The organism is Bacillus halotolerans (assembly GCF_004006435.1).
GTDB classification, from domain to species: Bacteria; Bacillota; Bacilli; order Bacillales; family Bacillaceae; genus Bacillus; species Bacillus halotolerans.
Genome location: NZ_CP029364.1, coordinates 3,888,928 through 3,911,213 on the forward strand (window position 1 = coordinate 3,888,928; position 22,286 = coordinate 3,911,213).

Below are 22,286 nucleotides of genomic sequence, written 5' to 3' on the forward strand. Positions count from 1 at the left end.
GAGGGCTTTCCTCTGAATTATGATAGGATTAACCCGAACAAATAAGACTTTTATGTATGATTGATGTTGTTAGGAAAAGAAAGGACCGGTCCGATTTGAATACATTAATTCAAGAAGCCATAAAATTAGTTGAAGCAGGAGAAACAGAAAAGGGACTCAACACCCTCTCGAAGGCCGAAAAACAGCTTCATGATGAAGATAAAGCCATCGCAGCACAGCTTTATTACGAGTGGGGAAATGTAGAGAAAGCGATCTCACTGATCAGTGATTTGCATGATTTATATCCGAATGAAACAGAACTGACGAATTTTTATGCTGAACTTTTAATAGATATTGACGAAGAAGAAAAAGCATTGGCTGTGCTGGAAACGATCCCGGAATCAGACCCATCATATCCGGAAAGCCTGCTGCTCATGGCTGATCTTTATCAGATGCAGGGGCTGTTCGAAGTAAGTGAGCAAAAGCTTTTACAGGCAAAGTCTATTCTTGAAAATGAACCAATCATTGATTTTGCGTTAGGCGAGCTATACTTTACTCAAGGAGCCTATGCAAAAGCTGTTCAATATTTTAAAAGAACGGCTGGGGAGCAGAGTGAGATCGGAGGCGTTAATGTCCACCAAAGACTGGCGGAATCGCTAAGTGCATCAGGAGATTTTGAGGAGGCCATTCCGTGGTATGAAAAAGCTGTAGATGAGAATCCTGACCCTAATACAATTTTCGGCTATGGATTTACAGCCTCGCAGGCGGGACTGATCAAAACGGCTATTAAACAGCTGTCCGATTTAAAGGAGCTTGATCCATCCTATTCATCACTTTATATGCCGCTTTCAAAGAGCTATGAGGCTGAAGGGATGTATGAAGAGGCATTAAAAACGGCAAAAGAGGGTATCAGGTATGATGAATATAACAAAGAGCTTTTCCTCTATGCCGCGAAGATGGCGTTAAAAATCGGGAAGTCAGAAGAAGGGAAAAAACTGCTTCAGGAAGCGCTTGCTCTTGATCCTGGCTTCGTCGAAGCACTCCATACTTTACTTGCTGTGTATCATAAGGAAGAGGATTATGAGCAAATTATTGATCTGATTCAAGAGGTGCGGGGCTACGGGGAAGAAGATCCGAAATACAATTGGTATCTGGCCAGCGCTTACACCGAATTAGAGCAGTACGAAGAAGCAAAACAATCCTTTGAAGCTGCTTTTCTTCACTATCGTGAGGACAGAGATTTCTTATACGAATACGCAACCTTTTTATTAGAAGAAGGCCTCCAACAAGAAGCGCTGCCGCTATTGAAAAAGGTACTCGAAATAGACGGAGCCAATGAAGAGCTGGAAGAAATAATCTTGCGGATCGAGGATGAATTTTCGAGATAAGCAGGAAATTTAACCGCTTATGTGGAACATATAAGTATAGATTATACGAACGATAGAGGAGGGAATTACATGCAGACCCCTGTTTCTGTCAATGAGAAAAAGGATTTTATCCGTTGGTTTTTAAACCATTATCAGCTAAAGCGCAGAGAGTGCGTATGGATCTTGAACTATTTAATGAGCCACGATTCTTTAATGGAAAAGGTTCATTTTGTAGAGCAGGCAGAATTTTGCCCTAGAGGCATTATAATGTCAACACATTGTGTTGAAGAAGTTCCGTTTCGGTTTTATAAAGAGAATGTTATGACAACCGACGCGGAAAAATCTTTTCATGATATTAGATTAAATAAACAGCAGGATTTGTTTATCCAGCTTAATTTCCGTTCAGCCTACAGTTCTCCTGAGTATGCGGCGGTGCTGGAGTCCAACCCTCACATTCCGAAAGATCTGTTTGAAAACAAAAAAGATCAGGGGCTGGCTGAACAAATCCTGGAGCACGCCATTTCTACATTCCAAAGAGAAAAATTATTAAAAGACATTGACGATGCGCTTGATCGTCACGATAAAGAAGCATTTGAACAATTATCGCGCCAATTGAATCAGCTCACATAACATGACCAGCCTTGCAGTGTAATGCAAGGCTTGTTGTCGTAAAAAGGGGAGAACGATGATGAGGTGGAAAATGCCTGATGCCAAGGACTATTTACAATCTAAAGATTACATTGATACCGCTGTCATACCATTAATTAACATAAAAATGGGGAGCCAATTAAAAATAGCAGCTGAAAGAGGCGAATTTACGCAGCTTCTAGCTGATGAATTGGAAAGGCAGTTAAAAGGACGGGTATATTTATTGCCTGCTTATACATATGTTGATAGAAATGAAAATACCGTTCAAGGGCTGAAAGATTTACAGGAGGAGGTCAAATCAGATTTTCAGCATGTTGTACTGCTGACAGCTGATGATCATTGGAGTTGCGAAGAGTCATTGGGGAAGATGATTGTTGCGCCTTCTGTTCCGTTAGAGCACTTAAATGACTCCATAAAAAGAAAAATATTAGATGAACGCACAGCTGAAATTTTGAACGTTTTGTTACAGTTATGGAACGCCTCGTAAAAACACTTACATTTCCTTATAAACAATATTTTGGCTATATTGACCTTGCTGAGAGATTCATATATTATGAGGGTGTCTAGAGTTATGAAATATTTTCTATTTTAGTCAGTTTGCAGGGTTGACCTTGAGGGGGGGAGAAGAGATGGGCGGAAGACATGATATATCGAGACGTCAATTTTTAAATTATACGCTTACAGGCGTAGGGGGGTTTATGGCGGCTAGTATGCTCATGCCTATGGTTCGCTTTGCACTCGACCCGGTATTAAAATCGACAGGAAAGCAGGACATGGTTCAGGTTGTCAGCGTAGATGAGCTGACAAAAGAGCCGCAGCGCTTTGATTTCAAAATTAATCAAGTCGATGCCTGGTATGAGTCGGAAGAATCGAGATCAGCTTGGGTTTTCAAAAATGGGGATGAGATTGTAGCACTTTCACCAATTTGTAAGCATTTGGGGTGTACGGTGAACTGGAACAGCGATCCTAAAAATCCGAATAAATTTTTCTGTCCTTGCCACTACGGACTCTATGAAAAAGACGGCACCAATGTCCCGGGCACGCCGCCGCTTGCGCCTCTTGATCATTACGAGCAAGAAGTTAAAGACGGCTTCCTGTATCTTGGAAAAGCAAAGCCTAAGGGGGAAGGGTGACATGCTGAACAAAATTTATGACTGGGTAGATGAACGGCTTGATATTACACCGATGTGGAGGGATATTGCCGATCACGAAGTGCCGGAACATGTGAATCCCGCCCATCATTTCTCTGCGTTTGTGTACTGCTTTGGGGGACTGACGTTTTTTGTAACCGTTATCCAAGTGTTGTCTGGGATATTTTTAACGATGTACTATGTGCCTGATATTAAAAATGCCTGGGAATCGGTATATTATTTGCAAAATGAAGTTGCATTCGGCCAGATTGTCAGGGGAATGCACCATTGGGGCGCCAGCTTGGTCATTGTGATGATGTTTTTACATACGCTGAGGGTCTTTTTCCAAGGGGCGTATAAAAAGCCGCGGGAACTGAACTGGATAGTCGGTGTGTTAATCTTTTTTGTCATGCTTGGGCTTGGGTTTACAGGCTACTTGCTACCTTGGGATATGAAGGCTCTGTTTGCCACAAAAGTCGGGCTGCAGATCGCTGAAGCCACTCCTTTGATCGGGACGCAAGTCAAAACACTCCTGGCAGGGCATCCGGATATTGTAGGCGCCCAAACGCTGACTAGGTTTTTTGCGATCCATGTATTCTTTCTTCCTGCCGCCTTGTTTGGATTGATGGCCGCACACTTTATTATGATCCGCAAGCAGGGGATTTCAGGACCGCTTTAAACTTGATCTGCTAATAAAAGGGAGGGGATGACATGCACCGGGGCAAAGGGATGAAATTTGTAGGAGACTCAAGGATACCGGCTGAGAAAAAGCCGAATATACCGAAGGATTACTCAGAGTATCCCGGTAAAACAGAAGCCTTCTGGCCAAATTTCCTATTGAAGGAATGGATGGTCGGAGCTGTCTTTCTGATCGGTTTTCTTGTTTTGACGATTGTACACCAGCCGCCTTTGGAGCGGATGGCGGACCCGACGGATACAGGTTATATTCCGCTGCCGGACTGGTATTTTCTTTTCTTATATCAGCTTTTGAAATATGAATACGCCGCTGGGAGCTTTACGGTGGTCGGCGCTATGATTATGCCGGGGATCGCCTTTGGCGCTCTGCTTTTGGCACCATTTCTCGATAGGGGAACGGAAAGAAGGCCTTGGAAGCGTCCCGTGGCTGTCGGGATGATGCTCTTGGCTATTTCCGCGGCTGTATTTTTGACCTGGCAGTCCGTAGCTACTCACGACTGGGCAAAAGCGGAGGAGCAGGGGAAAATCACAAAAGAAGCGGATATCGATACCAGTGCCGAAGGATATAAAATTTTTCAGGAGCAGGGCTGTATTTCATGTCACGGGGATAATCTTCAAGGCGGAGCGGCCGGGCCTTCATTGGTAGACACCGGACTGAAGCCGGAAGAAATCAAAAAGATCGCTGTTGAAGGAAAAGGCCAAATGCCGGCAGGCGTGTTCAAAGGAAATGATAAGCAGCTTGAAGAACTTGCGAAATTCATTTCCGAAACAACGGCAAAATAACGTATTGTGAATTGCGAAACGGAAGGATATACTTTTATTATCAAAAGCTGACCAGGCGTCAGCTTTTTTATATGGACACATTATTTTTACAGACTGAGAGTTGATTTGATGTGAAATGGTTTCAATATGTATTAGGACAGCGAACGATGCTTATTCTTGTCTTAGCGATCAATTTTCTGGGAACGGTTTACGGATACTATTGGTACTTGCCTCAGCTTTTGGAGACGCCGGCCCGTTTCCTCATCTTTGTCCCGGACAGCCCGACAGCAACGTTTTTCTTCTTGTTTGTGCTGCTGGCCTTTCTCATGAAGCGTAATGCTCCGCTTTTTGAAGCGCTTGCGTTAGTGACGCTCGTGAAATATGGCTTGTGGGCGGTCGGAATGAATCTTCTCGTATTGGCTGTAACGGGTGATTTGCCATGGGAAGGCTATATGCTGATTGCCTCGCATTTTGCAATGGCTGTCCAGGGGGTGCTGTACAGCCCGTATTTTCGATTTTCGCTATGGCATCTTGTTATCGCTGCGGCCTGGACGCTACATAATGATGTCATTGATTATCTGTTTGGAATGATGCCGCAATACTCCATGCTTTCTGAATATATGACTGACATAGGATACGGAACGTTTTGGCTGAGCATCTTTTCAATCGGACTTGCCTTCTATCTCGTCATTTCGAAAAAGCAAACAAAGCTTCAACTGACGTAAAGACAATCTTGGTCTATCCTTGTCCTTTCCTTCATATTCTGTAAGGAGAGAGAGTGGGAGGGACCTGCATGAAACGAAAGCTGACGATCTGTTTGTTGATTGCTCTTATTTTTTATAATGGGAATGCCAAGGCTGAAGAGCGGGGAAGCCTCAAGGAATTGAATGATTTATCCGATACGGTTTTTCAAATGACCCGTCAGTCGAAATATGAAGAGGCGCTGCAAGTCTTATCTTATTTTGAAAAAACATTAAAATCCGCTGAAAAACAGAAGCAAGACAGCATGTTAACTGGAGCCCAAATTCGCCAAATTACTTTGGGCTATAACGATATGGTACGGAGTTTAAAACAGGCTGATGCATCAGACACACAAAAGCTCAGAGCAGCCGCGCAGTTCAGAATGCTGATGGATGCTGTTGACAATCAGTCTGATCCCCTTTGGGGGTCACTGGAGAAGCCGATTATGGAGGTCTTTGCCGCACTCAAGCAGGATGTCCAAAAAAATGAAAGTACGAGCTTTCATGAAAAGTGGAACGAATTTATCAGCTTGTATGATTTGATTTATCCAAGTCTTACAATCGATATATCAGAAGATCAGCTTGATACAGTCGGAAAACATATTGAAGTGATTGAGCAAGAGGGGTTTCAGCAAATGACCGAGAGTACGAAGCTTGAACGGCTTTCCCTACTCCAGAACGATCTGAAGAGTGTATTTGACAGGGTGGAAGAGGATGATGCAGATCCGTCTTTGTTATGGGTGATGATCACTACAGGCGGTATCATCATTACTGCACTTACTTATGTCGGTTACAGAAAATACAGAGCGGAGAAAAAGAAACTAAAAAAGCGGGATTATCCAAAATGAGTAAGAGGGGCGGCGGCAGCCGCCTTTTGTTATCAAAAAAACATTAGCGCGGGAGCGGATTTTTATTTTCATCGAGTGTAAATCCTTCTCCAAGCACATCGTGGACATCGCTGACCGCGACAAAGGCATGAGGGTCAATGGAGTTGATCACACTTTTCAGCATGACCAGTTCGTTTTTAGGCACTACACAATACAGCACGTCTAGATCCTCTTTCGTGTAGGATCCCTGTCCTTTCAAAATGGTAACGCCCCGTTCCATTTCCTCAAGAATTTTCTTCTGAATCTGGTCGTTTTTCGCAGAGATGATTGTTGCACCTTTAGCTGCGTATCCACCTTCCTGGATAAAATCAATCAGTCTTGCCGCCACAAATACGGCAACCAATGTGTACATGGCTTCTTTGTAAGAGAGATAGGTAAGCAATGATAAAATGATCACGCAAGCATCGAAAGCAAACATCGTTCGGCCCATCGGTATCCCAAAATACTTATTGACCAAACGGGCAATGATATCAACCCCGCCCGTCGTACCGCCGAACTTAAAAATAATGCCTAAGCCGGCTCCAATGAATACGCCGGCAAATAAAGCGGCAAGCGCAAGATCATGCTGAAGGGGCATATGTATTTCATATCGCTGAAAAATGCTGAGGAATAAAGACAGTGCTACAGTACCGACTAGGGTGTATACAAACATTGTCTTGCCCAGCAAACGCCAGCCGATAAAAAAGATCGGGATATTCAAAACCAGGTTTGAAATAGAAGGACTAATATGGAAAAGGGCATAAAGCAATAGCGTAATTCCCGTGAATCCACCCTCTGCCAGATTGTTTTGCATATTGAAATGAACCAGGCCAAATGAAAAAATTGCTGCACCGATTAAAATAAAAAATATGTTTTTTAATCTAATTTCTCCAAGCATCACACAAAACCCCTTTTCCTTCCATTAGATAGCGTTTATATTATAGTGGATGCAAAAGAAAACAGCAAACGTGCTTAAACATTTGTCAAACGTATCCGAATTAGCTAACATGTAAGAGGATGATAGGAGGTTTCGTGCAGTGAGTGATAAAACAATGAAAGATATACAGGCTGAGGTGGACCGCTACATCGGCCAATTTAAAGAAGGGTATTTCAGCCCGCTTGCCATGATGGCAAGATTAACCGAAGAACTGGGCGAGCTTGCAAGGGAAGTCAATCATCGTTATGGAGAAAAACCAAAAAAAGCGACTGAAGATGATAAAAGCATGGAAGAGGAAATGGGCGATGTGCTGTTTGTATTGGTTTGTTTAGCCAATTCACTTGATATTTCATTAGAGGAAGCCCACGACCGAGTCATGCATAAATTTAATACAAGAGATAAAGAACGCTGGACAAGAAAAGAAGAAGGAAAGTAGAGGAGATCAAGATGTCAAACGAAACAATTAAAGTAGTCATTGCAGGACCGCGGGGAAGAATGGGGCAAGAAGCTGTTAAATTGGCGGAAAAAACACCTCATTTTGACCTAGTCGGAGCAGTTGACCATACATACGATCAGCACAAATTATCTGATGTGATGTCTGTTGAGTCTGATGCTCTTATTTACACAGATATCCATGCCTGCTTTACAGAAACAAAACCAGATGTATTGATTGATTTAACTACACCCGAAATCGGGAAAGTACATACAAAAGTTGCATTAGAACACGGTGTCCGCCCTGTAGTGGGTACGACCGGTTTTTCTGAAGCTGATTTGAAAGAACTTACATCTCTGACAGAAGAAAAAGGGATCGGGGCTATCATCGCTCCAAATTTTGCATTGGGTGCGGTACTCATGATGAAATTCTCAAAAATGGCTGCCAATTACTTCGATGATGTTGAGATTATTGAGCTTCACCATGATCAGAAGCTTGACGCGCCAAGCGGAACGGCTCTCAAAACAGCTGAAATGATTTCCGAGGTTCGAAAAGAAAAACAGCAAGGACATCCAGATGAAAAAGAAATCCTTCCAGGAGCAAGAGGTGCGGAGCTAAACGGAATCCGTCTGCATAGTGTTCGTCTTCCAGGGTTGATCGCCCATCAGGAAGTGATGTTCGGCATGGACGGCCAAACGCTGCAGATCCGTCACGATTCTTATAACCGTGCTTCCTTCATGTCCGGTGTAAAACTGTCTGTAGAACAAGTCATGAAGATTGATCAGCTTGTCTACGGATTGGAAAATATCATTGATTAGACAGGGGGATAAATGATGAAAATTGCTTTGATCGCGCATGACAAGAAAAAACAGGATATGATCCAATTTACAACCGCTTATCAAGAGATTTTGAGTCATCATGATCTATATGCAACGGGAACAACGGGATTGAAAATTCAAGAGGCAACCGGCCTTCAAATTCAGCGTTTTCAATCCGGCCCTTTAGGCGGAGACCAGCAAATCGGCGCGTTAATTGCCGCTAACGCACTTGACCTAGTTATCTTTTTGCGCGACCCGCTGACCGCACAGCCGCATGAACCGGATGTCTCGGCATTAATCCGTTTATGTGATGTTTATTCGATTCCGCTTGCCACCAATATGGGAACTGCAGAAATACTTGTTCGCACACTTGATGAAGGCGTTTTTGAATTCCGCAATCTTCTTCGGGGAGAAGAACCTCATGTATAATGCTGACGTTCTTGCTTTTGGCGCCCATAGTGATGATGTCGAGATCGGTATGGGCGGCACAATAGCAAAGCTTGTCAAACAGGGAAAAAAAACCGTGATATGCGACTTGACTGAAGCGGAGTTGTCTTCAAACGGAACAGTCAGTTTGCGAAAAGAAGAAGCGGCCGAAGCAGCCCGTATATTAGGTGTGGACAAAAGAATTCAGCTGACGCTCCCTGACCGCGGGCTGATGATGAGTGGTGAGGCGATTCGGGCGATTGTCACAGTCATTAGAACCTGCCGGCCGAAAGCGGTGTTTATGCCATATAAAAAGGATCGTCATCCGGATCACGGCAATGCTGCCGCACTGGTAGAAGAAGCGATCTTTTCAGCAGGAATTCATAAATATAAAGATGAAAACAGCCTGCCTGCGCATAAAGTAAGTAAGGTCTACTATTATATGATAAATGGTTTTCATCAGCCTGATTTTGTTATTGATATCTCGGATACAATAGAGGATAAAAAGAAAAGCCTCAATGCCTACAAAAGCCAGTTTGTACCGTCACAGAATTCTGTTTCAACACCATTGACGAACGGTTATATCGAGATCATTGAAGCAAGAGAAAAGCTGTACGGCAAAGAAGCGGGTGTAGGGTACGCCGAGGGCTTCTTTTCCAATCGGATGCTGATGCTGGATCATGATGTGCTTGGGGGCGAACAATGAAAAAGTTAAAGATAGGCATTACATGCTATCCGAGCGTCGGCGGCTCAGGTATCATTGCGACAGAACTCGGGAAACAGCTTGCTGAAAAGGGTCATGAAATCCATTTTATAACATCGAGCATCCCGTTTAGATTAAATACATACCATCCTAATATTCACTTTCATGAAGTTGAAGTTAACCAATATGCCGTTTTTAAATATCCGCCGTATGATTTAACATTGGCAAGCAAAATCGCTGAGGTTGCAGAACGGGAGAATTTAGACATCATCCACGCTCACTACGCTCTGCCGCATGCGGTTTGCGCTTATCTCGCAAAGCAGATGCTGAAACGGAATATCGGCATCGTAACAACTTTGCATGGAACGGATATTACAGTATTAGGCTACGATCCATCCTTAAAAGATCTTATCCGTTTTGCGATAGAGGCTTCAGACAGGGTGACAGCGGTCTCATCAGCTCTTGCTGCTGAAACGTACGATTTAATTAAGCCGGAGAAAAAAATAGAAACGATTTATAATTTCATAGATGAACGTGTATATCTTAAGAAAAACACAGCGGCCATTAAAGAGAAACACGGCATACTGCCGGATGAAAAAGTCGTGATCCATGTGTCCAACTTCAGAAAGGTCAAACGTGTGCAGGATGTCATCCAGGTGTTTCGCAATATAGCCGGCAAAACAAAAGCAAAACTGCTCTTAGTCGGAGACGGTCCTGAGAAATCAGTGGCCTGTGAGCTTGTCAGAAAATATGGACTGGAAAAACAAGTGCTGATGCTTGGAAATCAAGACCGTGTCGAGGAGCTTTACTCAATCAGTGATTTGAAACTGCTGCTGTCTGAAAAAGAAAGTTTCGGCCTTGTCCTGCTTGAAGCGATGGCATGCGGAGTGCCTTGCATCGGAACGAATATTGGCGGTATCCCTGAAGTGATAAAAAACAATGTGAGCGGGTTTTTGGTGGATGTCGGCGATGTCGAAGCCGCTTCAGCCAAAGCGGTTCGCATTTTAGAAGACGAACAGCTGAGCAAGCGGTTTACCGAAGCGGCCATGGAAATGCTCAATAATGAATTTTCGTCACAAAAGATTGTCAGCCAGTATGAACAGATATATGCCGATTTAGCAGAACCGGAGTGATGACATGGAACAAGTTTTTATTAAAGCACTTCCCGTGCTCCGCACATTAATTGAAGCAGGCCACCAAGCTTACTTTGTCGGAGGCGCAGTTCGTGACAGCTATCTGAAACGAACAATTGGAGATGTCGATATTGCGACAGATGCGGCACCGGACCAAGTAGAACGGCTTTTTAAGCGGACAGTTGATGTCGGCAAAGAGCACGGGACCATTATCGTGCTCTGGGAAGATGATACCTATGAAGTCACTACATTCCGGACTGAATCAGATTATGAAGATTACAGAAGACCGTCAGAAGTGCACTTTATCACCTCATTAGAAGAGGATTTGAAACGAAGGGATTTGACGATTAATGCGATGGCCATGACAGCTGACGGTCAAGTTCTTGATTATTTTGGCGGCAAGAAAGACATTGATCAGCAGCTGATTCGAACGGTTGGAAAACCGGAGGACCGCTTTCAGGAGGATGCGCTTCGCATGCTGAGAGCGGTGCGATTTATGAGCCAGCTCGGATTTACGCTTTCGAAAGAAACAGAAGAAGCGATCATAAAAGAGAAAACACTTCTGTCTCATGTATCAGTCGAACGGAAAACAATAGAGTTCGAGAAGCTTTTACTGGGAAAAGCGTCCCAAGAGGCCATTCAAATGCTTGTACATACGGGGCTTTATGAAGAACTGCCCGGTTTTTATCACAAACGAGAGAACCTGCTGACGGCGAGCGAGTTTCCGTTTTCTCTTCTCGCTTCTCGTGAGGAGCTTTGGGCAGCGCTTTTAATTGATCTTCAGATAGACTTGAAAGAAGCGATGCTTTTCCTGAAAGCCTGGAAGCTCCCTGGAAAAGTGATGAAGGAAGCCGCTCACATTGCCGATACGTTTGGCCAGAGCCATGACGCTATGTCCATGTACAAGGCTGGTGAAAAAGCGCTTTTATCCGCGGTCAAAATATCAATGCTCCGGCAAACCAAGCAGCTGAACGGCGAGAGACTGAAGGAAGTTAGAGAAGCTTATCAAAGCCTGCCCATCAAAAGTCTGAAGGATCTTGCCATCACAGGGCGGGACTTACTTGCACTGCGAAACCAGCCCGCTGGAAAATGGGTGTCTGAAGAATTACAGCGGATAGAGCAGGCTGTTGTAACGGGAAAGCTCTCCAATCAGAAGGAACACATAGAGGAGTGGCTGAAGACATGCGATCAACCTTAAGAAACGATCTTATTGAATTATTTTCTCAGGCCGGAAGCGAATTTATTTCCGGCCAAAAAATCAGTGATGCTCTCGGCTGCTCGAGAACAGCTGTATGGAAGCATATTGAGGAGCTTCGCAAAGAAGGCTATGAAGTGGAAGCTGTCAGAAGAAAAGGGTATCGGCTTATCAAAAAGCCTGGAAAACTCAGTGAAAGTGAAATTCGGTTTGGGCTGAAAACAGAAGTGATGGGCCAGCATCTTTTTTATCATGACGTCCTTTCATCCACTCAAAAAAAGGCTCATGAGCTTGCTAATGATAACGCGCCGGAGGGCACTCTTGTTGTCGCGGATAAACAAACAGCCGGCAGAGGGCGTATGTCAAGGGTGTGGCATTCTCAAGAAGGAACAGGCATCTGGATGAGCCTGATTTTGCGTCCAGACATTCCGCTTCAAAAAACACCTCAGCTTACGCTTCTTGCTGCGGTAGCTGTTGTGCAAGGAATAGAGGAGGCAACAGGTCTCCAAACGGATATTAAATGGCCTAATGACATATTAATTCACGGAAAAAAAGCAGTCGGCATCTTAACTGAAATGCAGGCGGAAGAAGACCGCGTCCGTTCAGTCATTATCGGAACAGGCATAAACGTTAATCAAGAGGCCGATGATTTTCCCGAGGAGCTAAAGGAAACCGCAACGAGCCTTTGTCAGGCAGCCGGTGAAAAAATAGATCGGGCCAGCGTCATGCAGCATATTTTGCTTTCTTTTGAAAAACGGTACCGCGATTATTTAGCGCATGGTTTCACGCCGATTAAACTTCTGTGGGAAAGCTATGCGCTTGGAATCGGCAGTGAATTAAGAGCAAGAACGCTAAACGGAACGTTTTATGGGAAAGCTTTAGGAATAGACGAAGAGGGTGTTCTTCTTTTAGAAACAAAGGAAGGCATAAAAAAAATCTATTCGGCAGATATCGAAATGGGTTCATTGTAGTTGGTACAAGCCTGTTGATTTTGATATACTTCCATTGGGCAGTATCGCCTGCGAACTGCACCTATTCATAAAAAATAGATAGACATTGCAGCAGTCTGCCTTGATCCAAAAAGGACTGGGACAGAGGGATGAAACTCGCCGAACTTTAGAAAGTGAAGAATCCTTCTCGTGTAGCGGAAGGTTTTTTGGCTTGAATAAGAAACGGCAGCTCATCTCCTCTAAAAATGAGGAGGAGAAAAAGTGAAAACAAAACTTGATTTCTTAAAAATGAAAGAAAATGAAGAACCGATTGTCATGCTGACGGCTTACGATTATCCGGCAGCCAAGCTTGCTGAACAAGCGGGAGTCGATATGATTTTAGTCGGTGATTCACTAGGAATGGTCGTGCTAGGCCTTGATTCAACTGTCGGCGTGACAGTTGCGGATATGATCCATCACACGAAAGCGGTCAAAAGAGGTGCGCCAAATACATTTATCGTAACCGACATGCCGTTTATGTCCTACCACTTGTCTAAAGAGGATACGCTGAAAAATGCCGCAGCTATCGTTCAGGAAAGCGGAGCCGACGCGTTGAAGCTGGAAGGCGGTGAAGGGGTGTTTGAATCCATCCGCGCTTTAACGCTCGGCGGCATTCCTGTTGTCAGTCATTTAGGGCTGACACCGCAATCAGTCGGTGTATTAGGCGGATATAAAGTACAGGGCAAAGATGAACAAAGCGCCAAGAAATTAATAGAAGACAGTATAAAATGTGAGGAAGCGGGAGCCATGATGCTCGTGCTTGAATGTGTGCCTGCAGAACTCACGGCAAAAATCGCAGAAACATTATCCATTCCTGTCATTGGAATCGGAGCTGGTTTAAAAGCGGACGGACAGGTTCTTGTTTATCACGATGTTATTGGCCATGGTGTTGTTAGAACACCTAAATTTGTGAAACAATATACGCAAATTGACGGCACTATAGAAACAGCAATCAGTGGATATGTCCATGATGTAAGACATCGTGCTTTCCCTGAACAAAAGCATTCCTTTCAGATGAATCAGGCAGTCCTGGAAGGCTTGTACGGAGGAAAATAAGATGAAGCAGATTACAGATATCTCACAGCTGAAAGAAATCATTACACAATATCAGTCAGAAGGCAAAACAATCGGATTTGTTCCGACGATGGGATTTCTTCATGAAGGGCATTTAACCTTGGCAGACAAAGCCAGACAAGAAAATGACGCCGTCGTTATGAGTATTTTTGTGAATCCGACGCAATTCGGTCCCGGGGAGGATTTTGAAGCGTATCCGCGCGATCTTGAACGTGATGCCGCTCTTGCGGAAAATGCCGGCGTTGATATTCTTTTCACTCCTGATGCCCGTGACATGTATCCCGGTGAAAAAAATATAACGATACATGTTGAGAGACGTACAGATGTTTTATGCGGGCGTTCAAGAGAAGGACACTTTGACGGAGTTGCCATCGTGCTGACGAAGCTGTTCAATCTTGTTAAACCGACACGCGCTTATTTTGGTTTAAAGGATGCGCAGCAGGTGGCAGTTGTTGATGGTTTAATCAGTGATTTCTTCATGGATATTGAACTGGTTGCTGTAGATACGGTCAGAGAGGAAGACGGGTTAGCCAAAAGCTCCCGGAATGTGTATTTAACGGCTGAGGAAAGAAGAGAAGCGCCTAAGCTTTACCAAGCCCTTCAGACGAGTGCCGAGCTGATCAGAGCAGGTGAGAGAAATCCTGAAACGGTCATCAATGCTGCAAAAGACATCATTGAAACGACAAGCGGCAGAATTGATTATGTTGAGCTATATTCTTATCCGGAACTTGAGCCTGTGAACAAGCTCGAAGGAAAGATTATTCTGGCTGTAGCAGTTGCATTTTCAAAAGCGCGTTTAATAGACAATATCATTATTGATATTCGAGAAATGGAGAGAATATAATGATGTATCGCACGATGATGAGCGGAAAGCTTCATAGGGCAACAGTTACAGAAGCAAATCTTAACTATGTGGGCAGCATTACAATTGATGAAGATCTGATTGATGCGGTAGGAATGCTTCCTAATGAAAAAGTGCAAATTGTGAATAATAACAATGGAGCACGCCTGGAAACGTACATTATTCCTGGTCAGCGCGGAAGCGGAGTCATCTGTTTAAACGGAGCTGCCGCACGCCTTGTACAGGAAGGCGATAAGGTTATTATTATTTCTTACAAAATGATGTCTGATCAAGAAGCGGCAAGCCATCAGCCGAAAGTTGCCGTTTTGAATGACCAAAACAAAATTGAACAAATGCTTGGACAAGAACCTGCCAGTACCATTTTGTAGATATACCGCCCCCTTTATCGGGGGTTTTCGTTTAAGATTTTCAGCGTAAAACGGTTTTGCCGCTCCATTTCCGTACAAAACGTGTTACACTTTTGTCGTATGCAAGAATTGAGGTGTCCATTTTAATGAAAAAGCAACGGTTCGTTGTTATAGATGTAGAAACAACAGGGAATTCGCCAAAAAAGGGCGATAAAATCATTCAAATTGCAGCGGTTGTAATTGAAAATGGACAAATTACTGAGCGGTTTTCAAAATATATTAATCCAAATAAATCCATTCCGGTTTTTATTGAACAGCTTACGGGAATCACGAATCAAATGGTAGAAAATCAGCCGCCGTTTAAAGCAGTGGCTGAAGAAGTGTTTCATTTGCTTGACGGCGCTTACTTTGTCGCCCACAATATCCATTTTGACCTCGGGTTTGTGAAGCATGAGTTACATAAAGCGGGTTTCCAGCTCCCAGATTGTGAAGTGCTGGATACTGTTGAGCTCTCCCGTATCGCATTTCCGGGATTTGAGGGATATAAGCTGACTGAATTAAGCGAAGAGCTTCAGCTGCGGCATGATCAGCCGCATCGAGCTGACAGCGACGCTGAAGTCACAGGACTTATTTTTTTGGAAATTCTTGAAAAGCTAAGGCAGCTTCCTTACCCGACATTAAAGCAGTTAAGAAGGCTGTCACAGCATTTTATCAGTGATCTGACGCATTTGTTAGATATGTTCATTTATGAAAACAGACATACAGATATGCCAGGCTTTACGCGTTTTTCATCTTTTTCTGTCAGAGAACCTGAACCTGTGATTGAACGTCTCAAAGAAGATGAAGAATTTCTATTTGAGATAGAAAATTGGGCAGCAGGAAATGAAAAAGCGCTCTCTGAGTTCATGCCCCAGTACGAAAAAAGAGAAGGCCAAATGCTGATGATGAAAGAAGTGGCTGAGGCCTTTGCCAATCGTGAACACGCGCTGATTGAAGCTGCTCCGGGAATCGGAAAAACGATCAGCTACCTGATTCCGGCTGCGCTTTTTGCTAAAAAGTCAAAAAAGCCGGTCGTCATCAGCACGTATTCAACCCTTCTTCAGCAGCAGATTTTGACGAAGGATTTGCCGATCATCAAAGATATGTTCCCTTTTTCGGTGACTGCGGCTATTTTAAAAGGGCAAACGCATTATCTGTGCCTTTATAAGTTTGAGCAGGTGCTTCATGAGGAAGACGATAACTATGATGCCGTTTTGACAAAAGCCCAGCTTCTTGTTTGGCTGACAGAGACAAACACGGGAGATGTAGCAGAACTGAATTTGCCGTCAGGCGGAAAACTGCTGTGGGACAGATTGGCATATGATGATCATTCTTATAAACGAAAACAGAGGGATCAAGTGATTGGTTTTTATGAACGGGCCAAACAAAGTGCGATGCGGTCTGATCTGGTGATTACGAATCATTCTCTTCTGCTAACCGATGAGGCAAGCCGGAGAAAAAGACTCCCGGATAGCGGGACTTTTGTCATTGATGAAGCACACCATTTTGAACGTGCCGCAAGCGAACATTTAGGAAAAAGAGCAACTTACATAGAACTGCATACAAAATTGAGCAGAATCGGAACGCTGAAAGAGCAGGGACTTCTGAAAAAAATGAGACAGCTTTTTCAGCGCCACAGCCTGCCGGTGGATTCATTTTTTGAAGTGGAGGAGTGGATTCAGCATATTCAGGCGGAAAGTGATGCTTTTTTCAGCTCTGTGCATTCTTTTGTCAAACGAAGAAAACCTAAAGAAGACTTAAACCGTCTTGTCTTTAACGTGAACAAAAAAAGTCACGATAAAGGATGGCCTATTTTAACAGATGGAGCGGAAAGGCTTTGTTCTATGCTGGCGCATTTGCAGCAGCTTTTTGAGACCCAGACGGCTCTGATGGAAGAACATCTGACGGTTATGAAAAGCAAAAATGCTTTTTTGGCCGATGAATATAATAGAAGCATGAATGATTTGGGGGAGTACTGCCAGACTCTAAATCAGCTGTTCTTTGGCTCAGATGACAATGAAGCGGTTTGGATTGAGATAGATGCTAAAGGTGCGAAGAATGCAGTAGCTATATATGCGCAGCCGCTGGAACCGGGCGAGCTTCTTGCTGATCAGTTTTTTGCCCGGAAAAACAGTGTCGTTCTTACATCTGCAACCCTAACGATAGAAAATTCGTTTCAATTTATCATTGAGCGTTTGGGGTTAAGCGACTTTTTCCCCCGCACAATGAGGATCGCGTCGCCTTTTTCTTATGATGAGCGGATGCAGGTAATGATTCCAAAAGAAATAAAATCGATCCAAGATACGGGGCAGACTGAATTTATACAGGATACCGCACGTTATATCGAACTGATGGCAAAAGAAAAACAGCCGAAAATCCTTGTGCTGTTTACGTCTCATGACATGCTGAAAAAAGTGCATCAGGAACTCAAGCTCGCCATGAGTGTTTCAGGCATTCAGCTTTTGGCTCAGGGCATAACCGGCGGCAGTCCCGGAAAACTGATGAAAACGTTCAAAACAGCCAATCAGGCCATTTTGCTTGGAACGAATCATTTTTGGGAAGGCGTTGATTTCCCTGGTGATGAGCTGACGACAGTGATCATCGTGAGACTTCCTTTCCGGGCTCCGGATCATCCGCTGCACGCTGCAAAATGTGAGTTGGCGAGGAAAAAAGGGCGCAATCCGTTTCAAACGGTCTCACTGCCGGAAGCGGTGCTGACGTTCAGACAAGGAATTGGGCGCTTACTCCGGACAGCCGGAGACAAAGGAACGATTGTCATATTAGACAGACGGGTCAAAACCGCTGGTTACGGGCGCCTGTTTCTTGACGCTCTGCCGACGTCCGCAATATCTGAAGTTACTGACAGTGAGATTGAAGCTTATGTTGCCGGAAAAAGTGAATAAAAGCCGCATAAAGCGGCTTTCCGGTGTGGGAGTAGGACGTGTTTTATTTGTAAAAGCGGTTTTTCCGCTCTGTGGTACTAGTATGGCGCGTCCTGAAAAGGAGTATGACTAACAATATTTGTTCAATTTGGAGGATGAAAAAATGGAAAGCAAAATCGAAATTCTTTCAACAATTAATGTAGAGCATTCGGATGACCTTTATAAAATTGTAGACACGCTGAATCGGACACTGAAAAGAGATAATCTGATGTTCGGTCTTGCGCTTGATGAAGAAAACAAAAACCAAGCCGTTTTTACCATTTATCGTACGTAGGTGAGAAGATGAGAAAAAAAGCATTAATATTTACCGCCATATTTGGTATTATTTTTTTAGCAGTACTTCTTGTCTCGGCAAACATTTATAAATCAGCCATGGCACAAAAGGAAAAGGGGCACGAAGCAGCAGCTGCTGAAGCGAAAAAAGAAACCGACCTCACCAGCGTTGATCAAGTCGAAACATTTGTCGGAAAAGAAAAATATTATATCGTAAAGGGAACTGACAAAAAAGGCATCAAATTATATGTATGGGTTCCTGAAGATAAAAAAGCAAAAATTCTCTCAAAAGAAGCAAAAGAGGGAATCACCGAGGACAAAGCGGCGAAAATCATACAAGATGAAGGGTTGGTTTCAAAGCAAAAAGAGGTTCACCTGGCAAGAGAAGGGAACGTCCTGCTTTGGGAAGTAACGTACTTAGACAAAGAAGGACAATACAGTTTAAGTTATGTGGACTTTACAACTGGAAAGATTCTCAAAAATATCACGCCTTAAGACGAATTAGGGGGAGTTCAAGTTGAAACTGGCAAAAAGAGTATCCGCATTAACACCGTCTACCACACTAGCCATTACAGCGAAAGCGAAAGAACTGAAAGCGGCAGGCCATGATGTCATCGGCCTTGGAGCGGGCGAACCCGACTTCAATACACCGCAGCACATTATTGATGCAGCTGTACGCTCAATGAACGAAGGACATACGAAATATACGCCTTCAGGCGGTTTGGCTGAATTAAAGAACAGCATTGCAGAGAAATTTAAACGTGACCAGAATATTGAATACAAACCGTCTCAATTGATTGTCTGTACTGGTGCCAAACATGCACTGTATACCCTTTTCCAAGTGATTTTGGATGAAGGAGATGAAGTGATTATCCCAACGCCGTACTGGGTAAGCTATCCGGAACAGGTGAAACTCGCTGGCGGTCAGCCTGTTTATGTAGAAGGGCTTGAGGAAAATCACTTTAAAATTTCTCCTGAGCAGCTGAAAAAAGCGATTACAGAAAAAACAAAAGCAATCGTTATTAATTCACCAAGCAATCCGACTGGCGTTATGTATACGGAAGAAGAGCTGGCCGCGCTTGGCGAAGTATGCCTTGATCATGACATCCTGATAGTATCTGACGAAATTTATGAAAAACTTACATACGGCGGAAAAAAACACGTTTCCATCGCACAGCTGTCTGACCGTTTGAAAGAGCAAACGATCGTCATCAACGGCGTATCAAAATCACACAGCATGACAGGCTGGAGAATCGGTTATGCGGCTGGAGCAGAAGAGATCATCAAAGCGATGACAAACCTTGCAAGCCACAGCACGTCAAATCCGACATCTATTGCACAATACGGAGCGATTGCCGCATACAACGGACCTTCTGAGCCAATGGAGGAGATGAGAAAAGCATTTGAGCATAGATTAAACACGATTTATGATCAGCTCGTTGAAATCCCGGGCTTCAGCTGCGTGAAGCCGGAAGGTGCTTTTTACTTATTTCCGAATGCAAAAAAAGCAGCTCAAACTTGCGGTTTCAAAGAAGTAGATGAATTTGTCAAGGCGCTTCTTGAAGAAGAAAAAGTCGCGATTGTTCCAGGTTCCGGATTCGGCTCTCCTGATAATGTCCGGTTGTCCTACGCGACATCATTAGACCTTCTAGAAAAAGCGGTGGAACGAATCAAACGTTTTGTAGAAAAACATAGCTAACGGATCAGAAAGCGGCTGACAAAAAGCCGCTTTTTATCTGCATTGACCCGGTCAGTTAAGACCGGGTATAATAAAGTGATGATAAAAGAGTTCGCGGGGCAAAAGCTTCCGAATGTCTTCTTGTTTTGGAGGGAAATATTTTGAAAACAACAATCAACCAAGTGTACAAGCACGTAGGTGAGGAAGTAACGATCGGAGCTTGGATCGCTAATAAGCGTTCAAGCGGGAAAATCGCGTTTTTACAGCTGAGAGACGGTACAGGTTTTATTCAAGGTGTCGTTGTAAAAGCGGAGGTTGAAGAAAGCATTTTCCAAACGGCTAAATCTGTGACGCAGGAAACGTCACTCTATATAAAAGGAATTGTCAAAGAGGACGAGCGTTCTCCGCTTGGTTATGAATTAGCTGTGACAGATATTGAAGTCATTCACGAAGCGACTGATTATCCAATTACGCCAAAGGAACACGGTACGGAATTTTTGATGGATCACAGACACTTATGGCTTCGTTCAAAGCGCCAGCATGCGATCATGAAAATCCGCAATGAAATCATTCGCGCGACTTACGAATTCTTTAATAACGAAGGCTTCGTAAAAGTAGATCCGCCGATTTTGACTGGAAGTGCGCCTGAAGGAACAACTGAGCTCTTTGCGACAAAATACTTCGATGAAGATGCTTACCTTTCTCAAAGCGGACAGCTGTACATGGAAGCTGCGGCAATGGCATTAGGAAAAGTATTCTCCTTCGGACCGACGTTCAGAGCAGAAAAGTCTAAAACAAAACGTCACTTAATCGAATTCTGGATGATCGAACCGGAAATGGCGTTTGTAGAATTTGAGGAAAACCTTCAGGTACAGGAAAATTACGTTTCTTTCATCGTGCAATCAGTTCTTAAGAACTGCAAAATTGAATTAAACACACTAGGAAGAGACACGTCAAAACTTGAGCAAATCAAAGCGCCGTTCCCAAGAATTACGTATGACGAAGCGGTTGGTTTTCTGAAAGAAAAAGGCTTTGACGATATCGAGTGGGGAGACGATTTTGGAGCGCCTCATGAAACAGCGATTGCCGAGCACTATGACAAGCCGGTTTTCATCACTCGCTATCCGACGTCCTTAAAACCGTTCTATATGCAGCCGGCATCTGACCGCGAAGATGTAGTGCTTTGCGCAGATCTGATCGCGCCTGAAGGCTACGGAGAAATCATCGGCGGTTCTGAACGGATTCACGATATGGAACTTTTGGAAGCGCGCCTTAAAGAACATGGACTGGATTCTGACGCATATAAATGGTATGCTGAACTTAGAAAATATGGATCAGTTCCACATTCCGGATTCGGCCTTGGATTAGAGCGTACAGTAGCTTGGATCAGCGGAGCGCCTCACGTACGTGAAACAATTCCGTTCCCAAGACTGTTGAACCGTCTGTATCCGTAATACATTTAAATGAAACAAAAAAAGAGTCTCCTGCAAGGGAGACTTTTTACAGTAAAGGGGAAAACACTATCCTTTACAGTAAGAGGTGTAACGATGAAAAAACAGCAATTTATTGATATGCAGGAGATGGGGATGTCAACGATCCCCAATCTTCTGCTGACCCACTATAAACAGCTTGGACTTAACGAAACAGAACTGATTCTGCTGTTGAAAATCAAAATGCATTTAGAAAAGGGATCTTATTTTCCTACACCGCATGAACTGCAGGAAGGCATGACGATTTCTGTTGAAGAATGCACAAACAGATTGCGTATGTTTATCCAAAAGGGTTTTCTGTTTATTGAGGAAGGCGAAGACCAAAACGGCATCAAGTTTGAGAAATATTCACTCCAGCCTTTATGGGGCAAGCTCTATGAGTATATAGAGCTTGCGCAGAATCAAACACAAGAAAGAAAAGCAGAAGGGGAACAAAAAAGCCTTTATACGATTTTTGAAGAAGAGTTTGCAAGACCGTTATCTCCTTTGGAGTGTGAAACACTGGCCATTTGGCAGGATCAGGATCAGCATGATGCACAGCTGATTAAACACGCTTTAAAAGAGGCTGTATTATCAGGAAAACTCAGCTTCCGCTACATTGACCGGATTTTGTTTGAATGGAAGAAAAACGGGCTGAAAACAGTGGAGCAGGCCAAAATCCACAGCCAAAAATTCCGGCGTGTTCAAACAAAACAGAATGAACCGCAAAAAGAGTATAAGAGGCAGGTTCCTTTTTACAATTGGCTTGAACAATAAAGT

Annotated in this window: 25 protein-coding genes; 24 read left to right on the plus strand and 1 reads right to left on the minus strand. The window is 43.7% G+C overall.

Annotated elements, in window-relative coordinates; all coding sequences use genetic code 11:
• Window positions 1-95: 95 nt before the first annotated feature.
• The 8 genes from DIC78_RS20155 to ypjB all read left to right on the plus strand — a co-directional run bounded on the left by DIC78_RS20155 (window position 96) and on the right by ypjB (window position 6,170).
• The gene (locus DIC78_RS20155) at window positions 96-1,367 is read left to right on the plus strand and encodes a tetratricopeptide repeat protein (protein WP_059336621.1); all 1,272 of its coding nucleotides are present in this window, start codon (window positions 96-98) and stop codon (window positions 1,365-1,367) included.
• A gap of 69 nt (window positions 1,368-1,436) precedes the next feature.
• Window positions 1,437-1,976: a ReoY family proteolytic degradation factor gene (locus tag DIC78_RS20160; RefSeq protein ID WP_003225551.1), complete on the plus strand. Its 540-nt coding sequence runs from the start codon at window positions 1,437-1,439 to the stop codon at window positions 1,974-1,976.
• 58 nt (window positions 1,977-2,034) lie between these two features.
• Window positions 2,035-2,481, plus strand: a complete 447-nt coding sequence (locus DIC78_RS20165; protein ID WP_101860372.1) for a YpiF family protein — start codon at window positions 2,035-2,037, stop codon at window positions 2,479-2,481.
• Window positions 2,482-2,623: 142 nt separating this feature from the next.
• The gene (locus DIC78_RS20170; RefSeq protein WP_010334725.1) at window positions 2,624-3,127 is read left to right on the plus strand and encodes a Rieske (2Fe-2S) protein; all 504 of its coding nucleotides are present in this window, start codon (window positions 2,624-2,626) and stop codon (window positions 3,125-3,127) included.
• 1 nt (window position 3,128) lies between these two features.
• Window positions 3,129-3,803 carry a menaquinol-cytochrome c reductase cytochrome b subunit gene (gene qcrB / locus DIC78_RS20175; RefSeq protein WP_127696826.1) on the plus strand — a complete coding sequence of 225 codons (675 nt, stop codon included), beginning with the start codon at window positions 3,129-3,131 and terminating at the stop codon, window positions 3,801-3,803.
• A 32-nt stretch (window positions 3,804-3,835) separates the two neighbouring features.
• Window positions 3,836-4,603 carry a menaquinol-cytochrome c reductase cytochrome b/c subunit gene (locus tag DIC78_RS20180; RefSeq protein WP_010334724.1) on the plus strand — a complete coding sequence of 256 codons (768 nt, stop codon included), beginning with the start codon at window positions 3,836-3,838 and terminating at the stop codon, window positions 4,601-4,603.
• Window positions 4,604-4,713: 110 nt separating this feature from the next.
• Entirely contained in the window at window positions 4,714-5,307 is a 594-nt protein-coding gene (gene lhaT / locus DIC78_RS20185; protein WP_167492252.1) for a lipoprotein heptaprenylglyceryl N-acetyltransferase LhaT, read from the plus strand.
• 68 nt (window positions 5,308-5,375) lie between these two features.
• Complete coding sequence (ypjB, locus tag DIC78_RS20190) at window positions 5,376-6,170, plus strand: sporulation protein YpjB (RefSeq protein WP_101860373.1); 795 nt, start codon at window positions 5,376-5,378, stop codon at window positions 6,168-6,170.
• 43 nt (window positions 6,171-6,213) lie between these two features.
• Here ypjB and DIC78_RS20195 read toward each other — a convergent pair whose 3' ends face one another.
• A complete protein-coding gene (locus tag DIC78_RS20195; protein ID WP_044155146.1) occupies window positions 6,214-7,086 on the minus strand; it encodes a YitT family protein in 873 nt (290 codons plus the stop codon).
• A 139-nt stretch (window positions 7,087-7,225) separates the two neighbouring features.
• Here DIC78_RS20195 and DIC78_RS20200 point away from each other — a divergent pair, with 139 nt between their 5' ends.
• The 16 genes from DIC78_RS20200 (at window position 7,226) to dnaD (ending at window position 22,283) form a co-directional block, all read left to right on the plus strand.
• Complete coding sequence (locus DIC78_RS20200; RefSeq protein ID WP_106020022.1) at window positions 7,226-7,561, plus strand: nucleotide pyrophosphohydrolase; 336 nt, start codon at window positions 7,226-7,228, stop codon at window positions 7,559-7,561.
• A gap of 11 nt (window positions 7,562-7,572) precedes the next feature.
• Window positions 7,573-8,376: a 4-hydroxy-tetrahydrodipicolinate reductase gene (gene dapB, locus DIC78_RS20205; RefSeq protein ID WP_095713173.1), complete on the plus strand. Its 804-nt coding sequence runs from the start codon at window positions 7,573-7,575 to the stop codon at window positions 8,374-8,376.
• A 15-nt stretch (window positions 8,377-8,391) separates the two neighbouring features.
• On the plus strand, window positions 8,392-8,805 hold the full coding sequence (gene mgsA / locus DIC78_RS20210; protein WP_044155160.1) for a methylglyoxal synthase: 414 nt from the start codon (window positions 8,392-8,394) through the stop codon (window positions 8,803-8,805).
• The gene (gene bshB1 / locus DIC78_RS20215; RefSeq protein WP_127696827.1) at window positions 8,798-9,508 is read left to right on the plus strand and encodes a bacillithiol biosynthesis deacetylase BshB1; all 711 of its coding nucleotides are present in this window, start codon (window positions 8,798-8,800) and stop codon (window positions 9,506-9,508) included. Before mgsA ends, bshB1 begins: the two co-directional genes overlap by 8 nt.
• Entirely contained in the window at window positions 9,505-10,638 is a 1,134-nt protein-coding gene (gene bshA, locus DIC78_RS20220; RefSeq protein WP_024121846.1) for an N-acetyl-alpha-D-glucosaminyl L-malate synthase BshA, read from the plus strand. Before bshB1 ends, bshA begins: the two co-directional genes overlap by 4 nt.
• Window positions 10,639-10,642: 4 nt before the next feature.
• Window positions 10,643-11,836, plus strand: coding sequence for a CCA tRNA nucleotidyltransferase (locus DIC78_RS20225; RefSeq protein WP_106020020.1), 1,194 nt, complete (start codon window positions 10,643-10,645; stop codon window positions 11,834-11,836).
• The gene (locus DIC78_RS20230; protein WP_106020019.1) at window positions 11,821-12,804 is read left to right on the plus strand and encodes a biotin--[acetyl-CoA-carboxylase] ligase; all 984 of its coding nucleotides are present in this window, start codon (window positions 11,821-11,823) and stop codon (window positions 12,802-12,804) included. The genes DIC78_RS20225 and DIC78_RS20230 overlap by 16 nt, the downstream gene beginning before the upstream one ends.
• A gap of 240 nt (window positions 12,805-13,044) precedes the next feature.
• Window positions 13,045-13,878 (plus strand): 3-methyl-2-oxobutanoate hydroxymethyltransferase, encoded by an 834-nt coding sequence (panB, locus tag DIC78_RS20235; RefSeq protein ID WP_106020018.1) that lies wholly within the window; start codon window positions 13,045-13,047, stop codon window positions 13,876-13,878.
• 1 nt (window position 13,879) lies between these two features.
• Window positions 13,880-14,740: a pantoate--beta-alanine ligase gene (gene panC, locus DIC78_RS20240; RefSeq protein WP_106020017.1), complete on the plus strand. Its 861-nt coding sequence runs from the start codon at window positions 13,880-13,882 to the stop codon at window positions 14,738-14,740.
• A 2-nt stretch (window positions 14,741-14,742) separates the two neighbouring features.
• On the plus strand, window positions 14,743-15,126 hold the full coding sequence (panD, locus tag DIC78_RS20245) for an aspartate 1-decarboxylase (RefSeq protein WP_101864651.1): 384 nt from the start codon (window positions 14,743-14,745) through the stop codon (window positions 15,124-15,126).
• 125 nt (window positions 15,127-15,251) lie between these two features.
• Window positions 15,252-18,047: an ATP-dependent DNA helicase DinG gene (gene dinG / locus DIC78_RS20250; RefSeq protein ID WP_106022137.1), complete on the plus strand. Its 2,796-nt coding sequence runs from the start codon at window positions 15,252-15,254 to the stop codon at window positions 18,045-18,047.
• 142 nt (window positions 18,048-18,189) lie between these two features.
• Window positions 18,190-18,360 (plus strand): YpmA family protein, encoded by a 171-nt coding sequence (locus DIC78_RS20255; protein ID WP_003225588.1) that lies wholly within the window; start codon window positions 18,190-18,192, stop codon window positions 18,358-18,360.
• A gap of 8 nt (window positions 18,361-18,368) precedes the next feature.
• Window positions 18,369-18,854 (plus strand): cell wall elongation/penicillin-binding protein regulator TseB, encoded by a 486-nt coding sequence (tseB, locus tag DIC78_RS20260; RefSeq protein WP_024121839.1) that lies wholly within the window; start codon window positions 18,369-18,371, stop codon window positions 18,852-18,854.
• Between the two features lie 22 nt (window positions 18,855-18,876).
• Window positions 18,877-20,058, plus strand: coding sequence for an aspartate transaminase AspB (gene aspB, locus DIC78_RS20265; RefSeq protein ID WP_106020015.1), 1,182 nt, complete (start codon window positions 18,877-18,879; stop codon window positions 20,056-20,058).
• Between the two features lie 140 nt (window positions 20,059-20,198).
• Window positions 20,199-21,491, plus strand: coding sequence for an asparagine--tRNA ligase (asnS, locus tag DIC78_RS20270; RefSeq protein WP_106020014.1), 1,293 nt, complete (start codon window positions 20,199-20,201; stop codon window positions 21,489-21,491).
• Window positions 21,492-21,584: 93 nt separating this feature from the next.
• Window positions 21,585-22,283: a DNA replication protein DnaD gene (gene dnaD / locus DIC78_RS20275; RefSeq protein ID WP_044155229.1), complete on the plus strand. Its 699-nt coding sequence runs from the start codon at window positions 21,585-21,587 to the stop codon at window positions 22,281-22,283.
• Window positions 22,284-22,286: the final 3 nt, after the last annotated feature.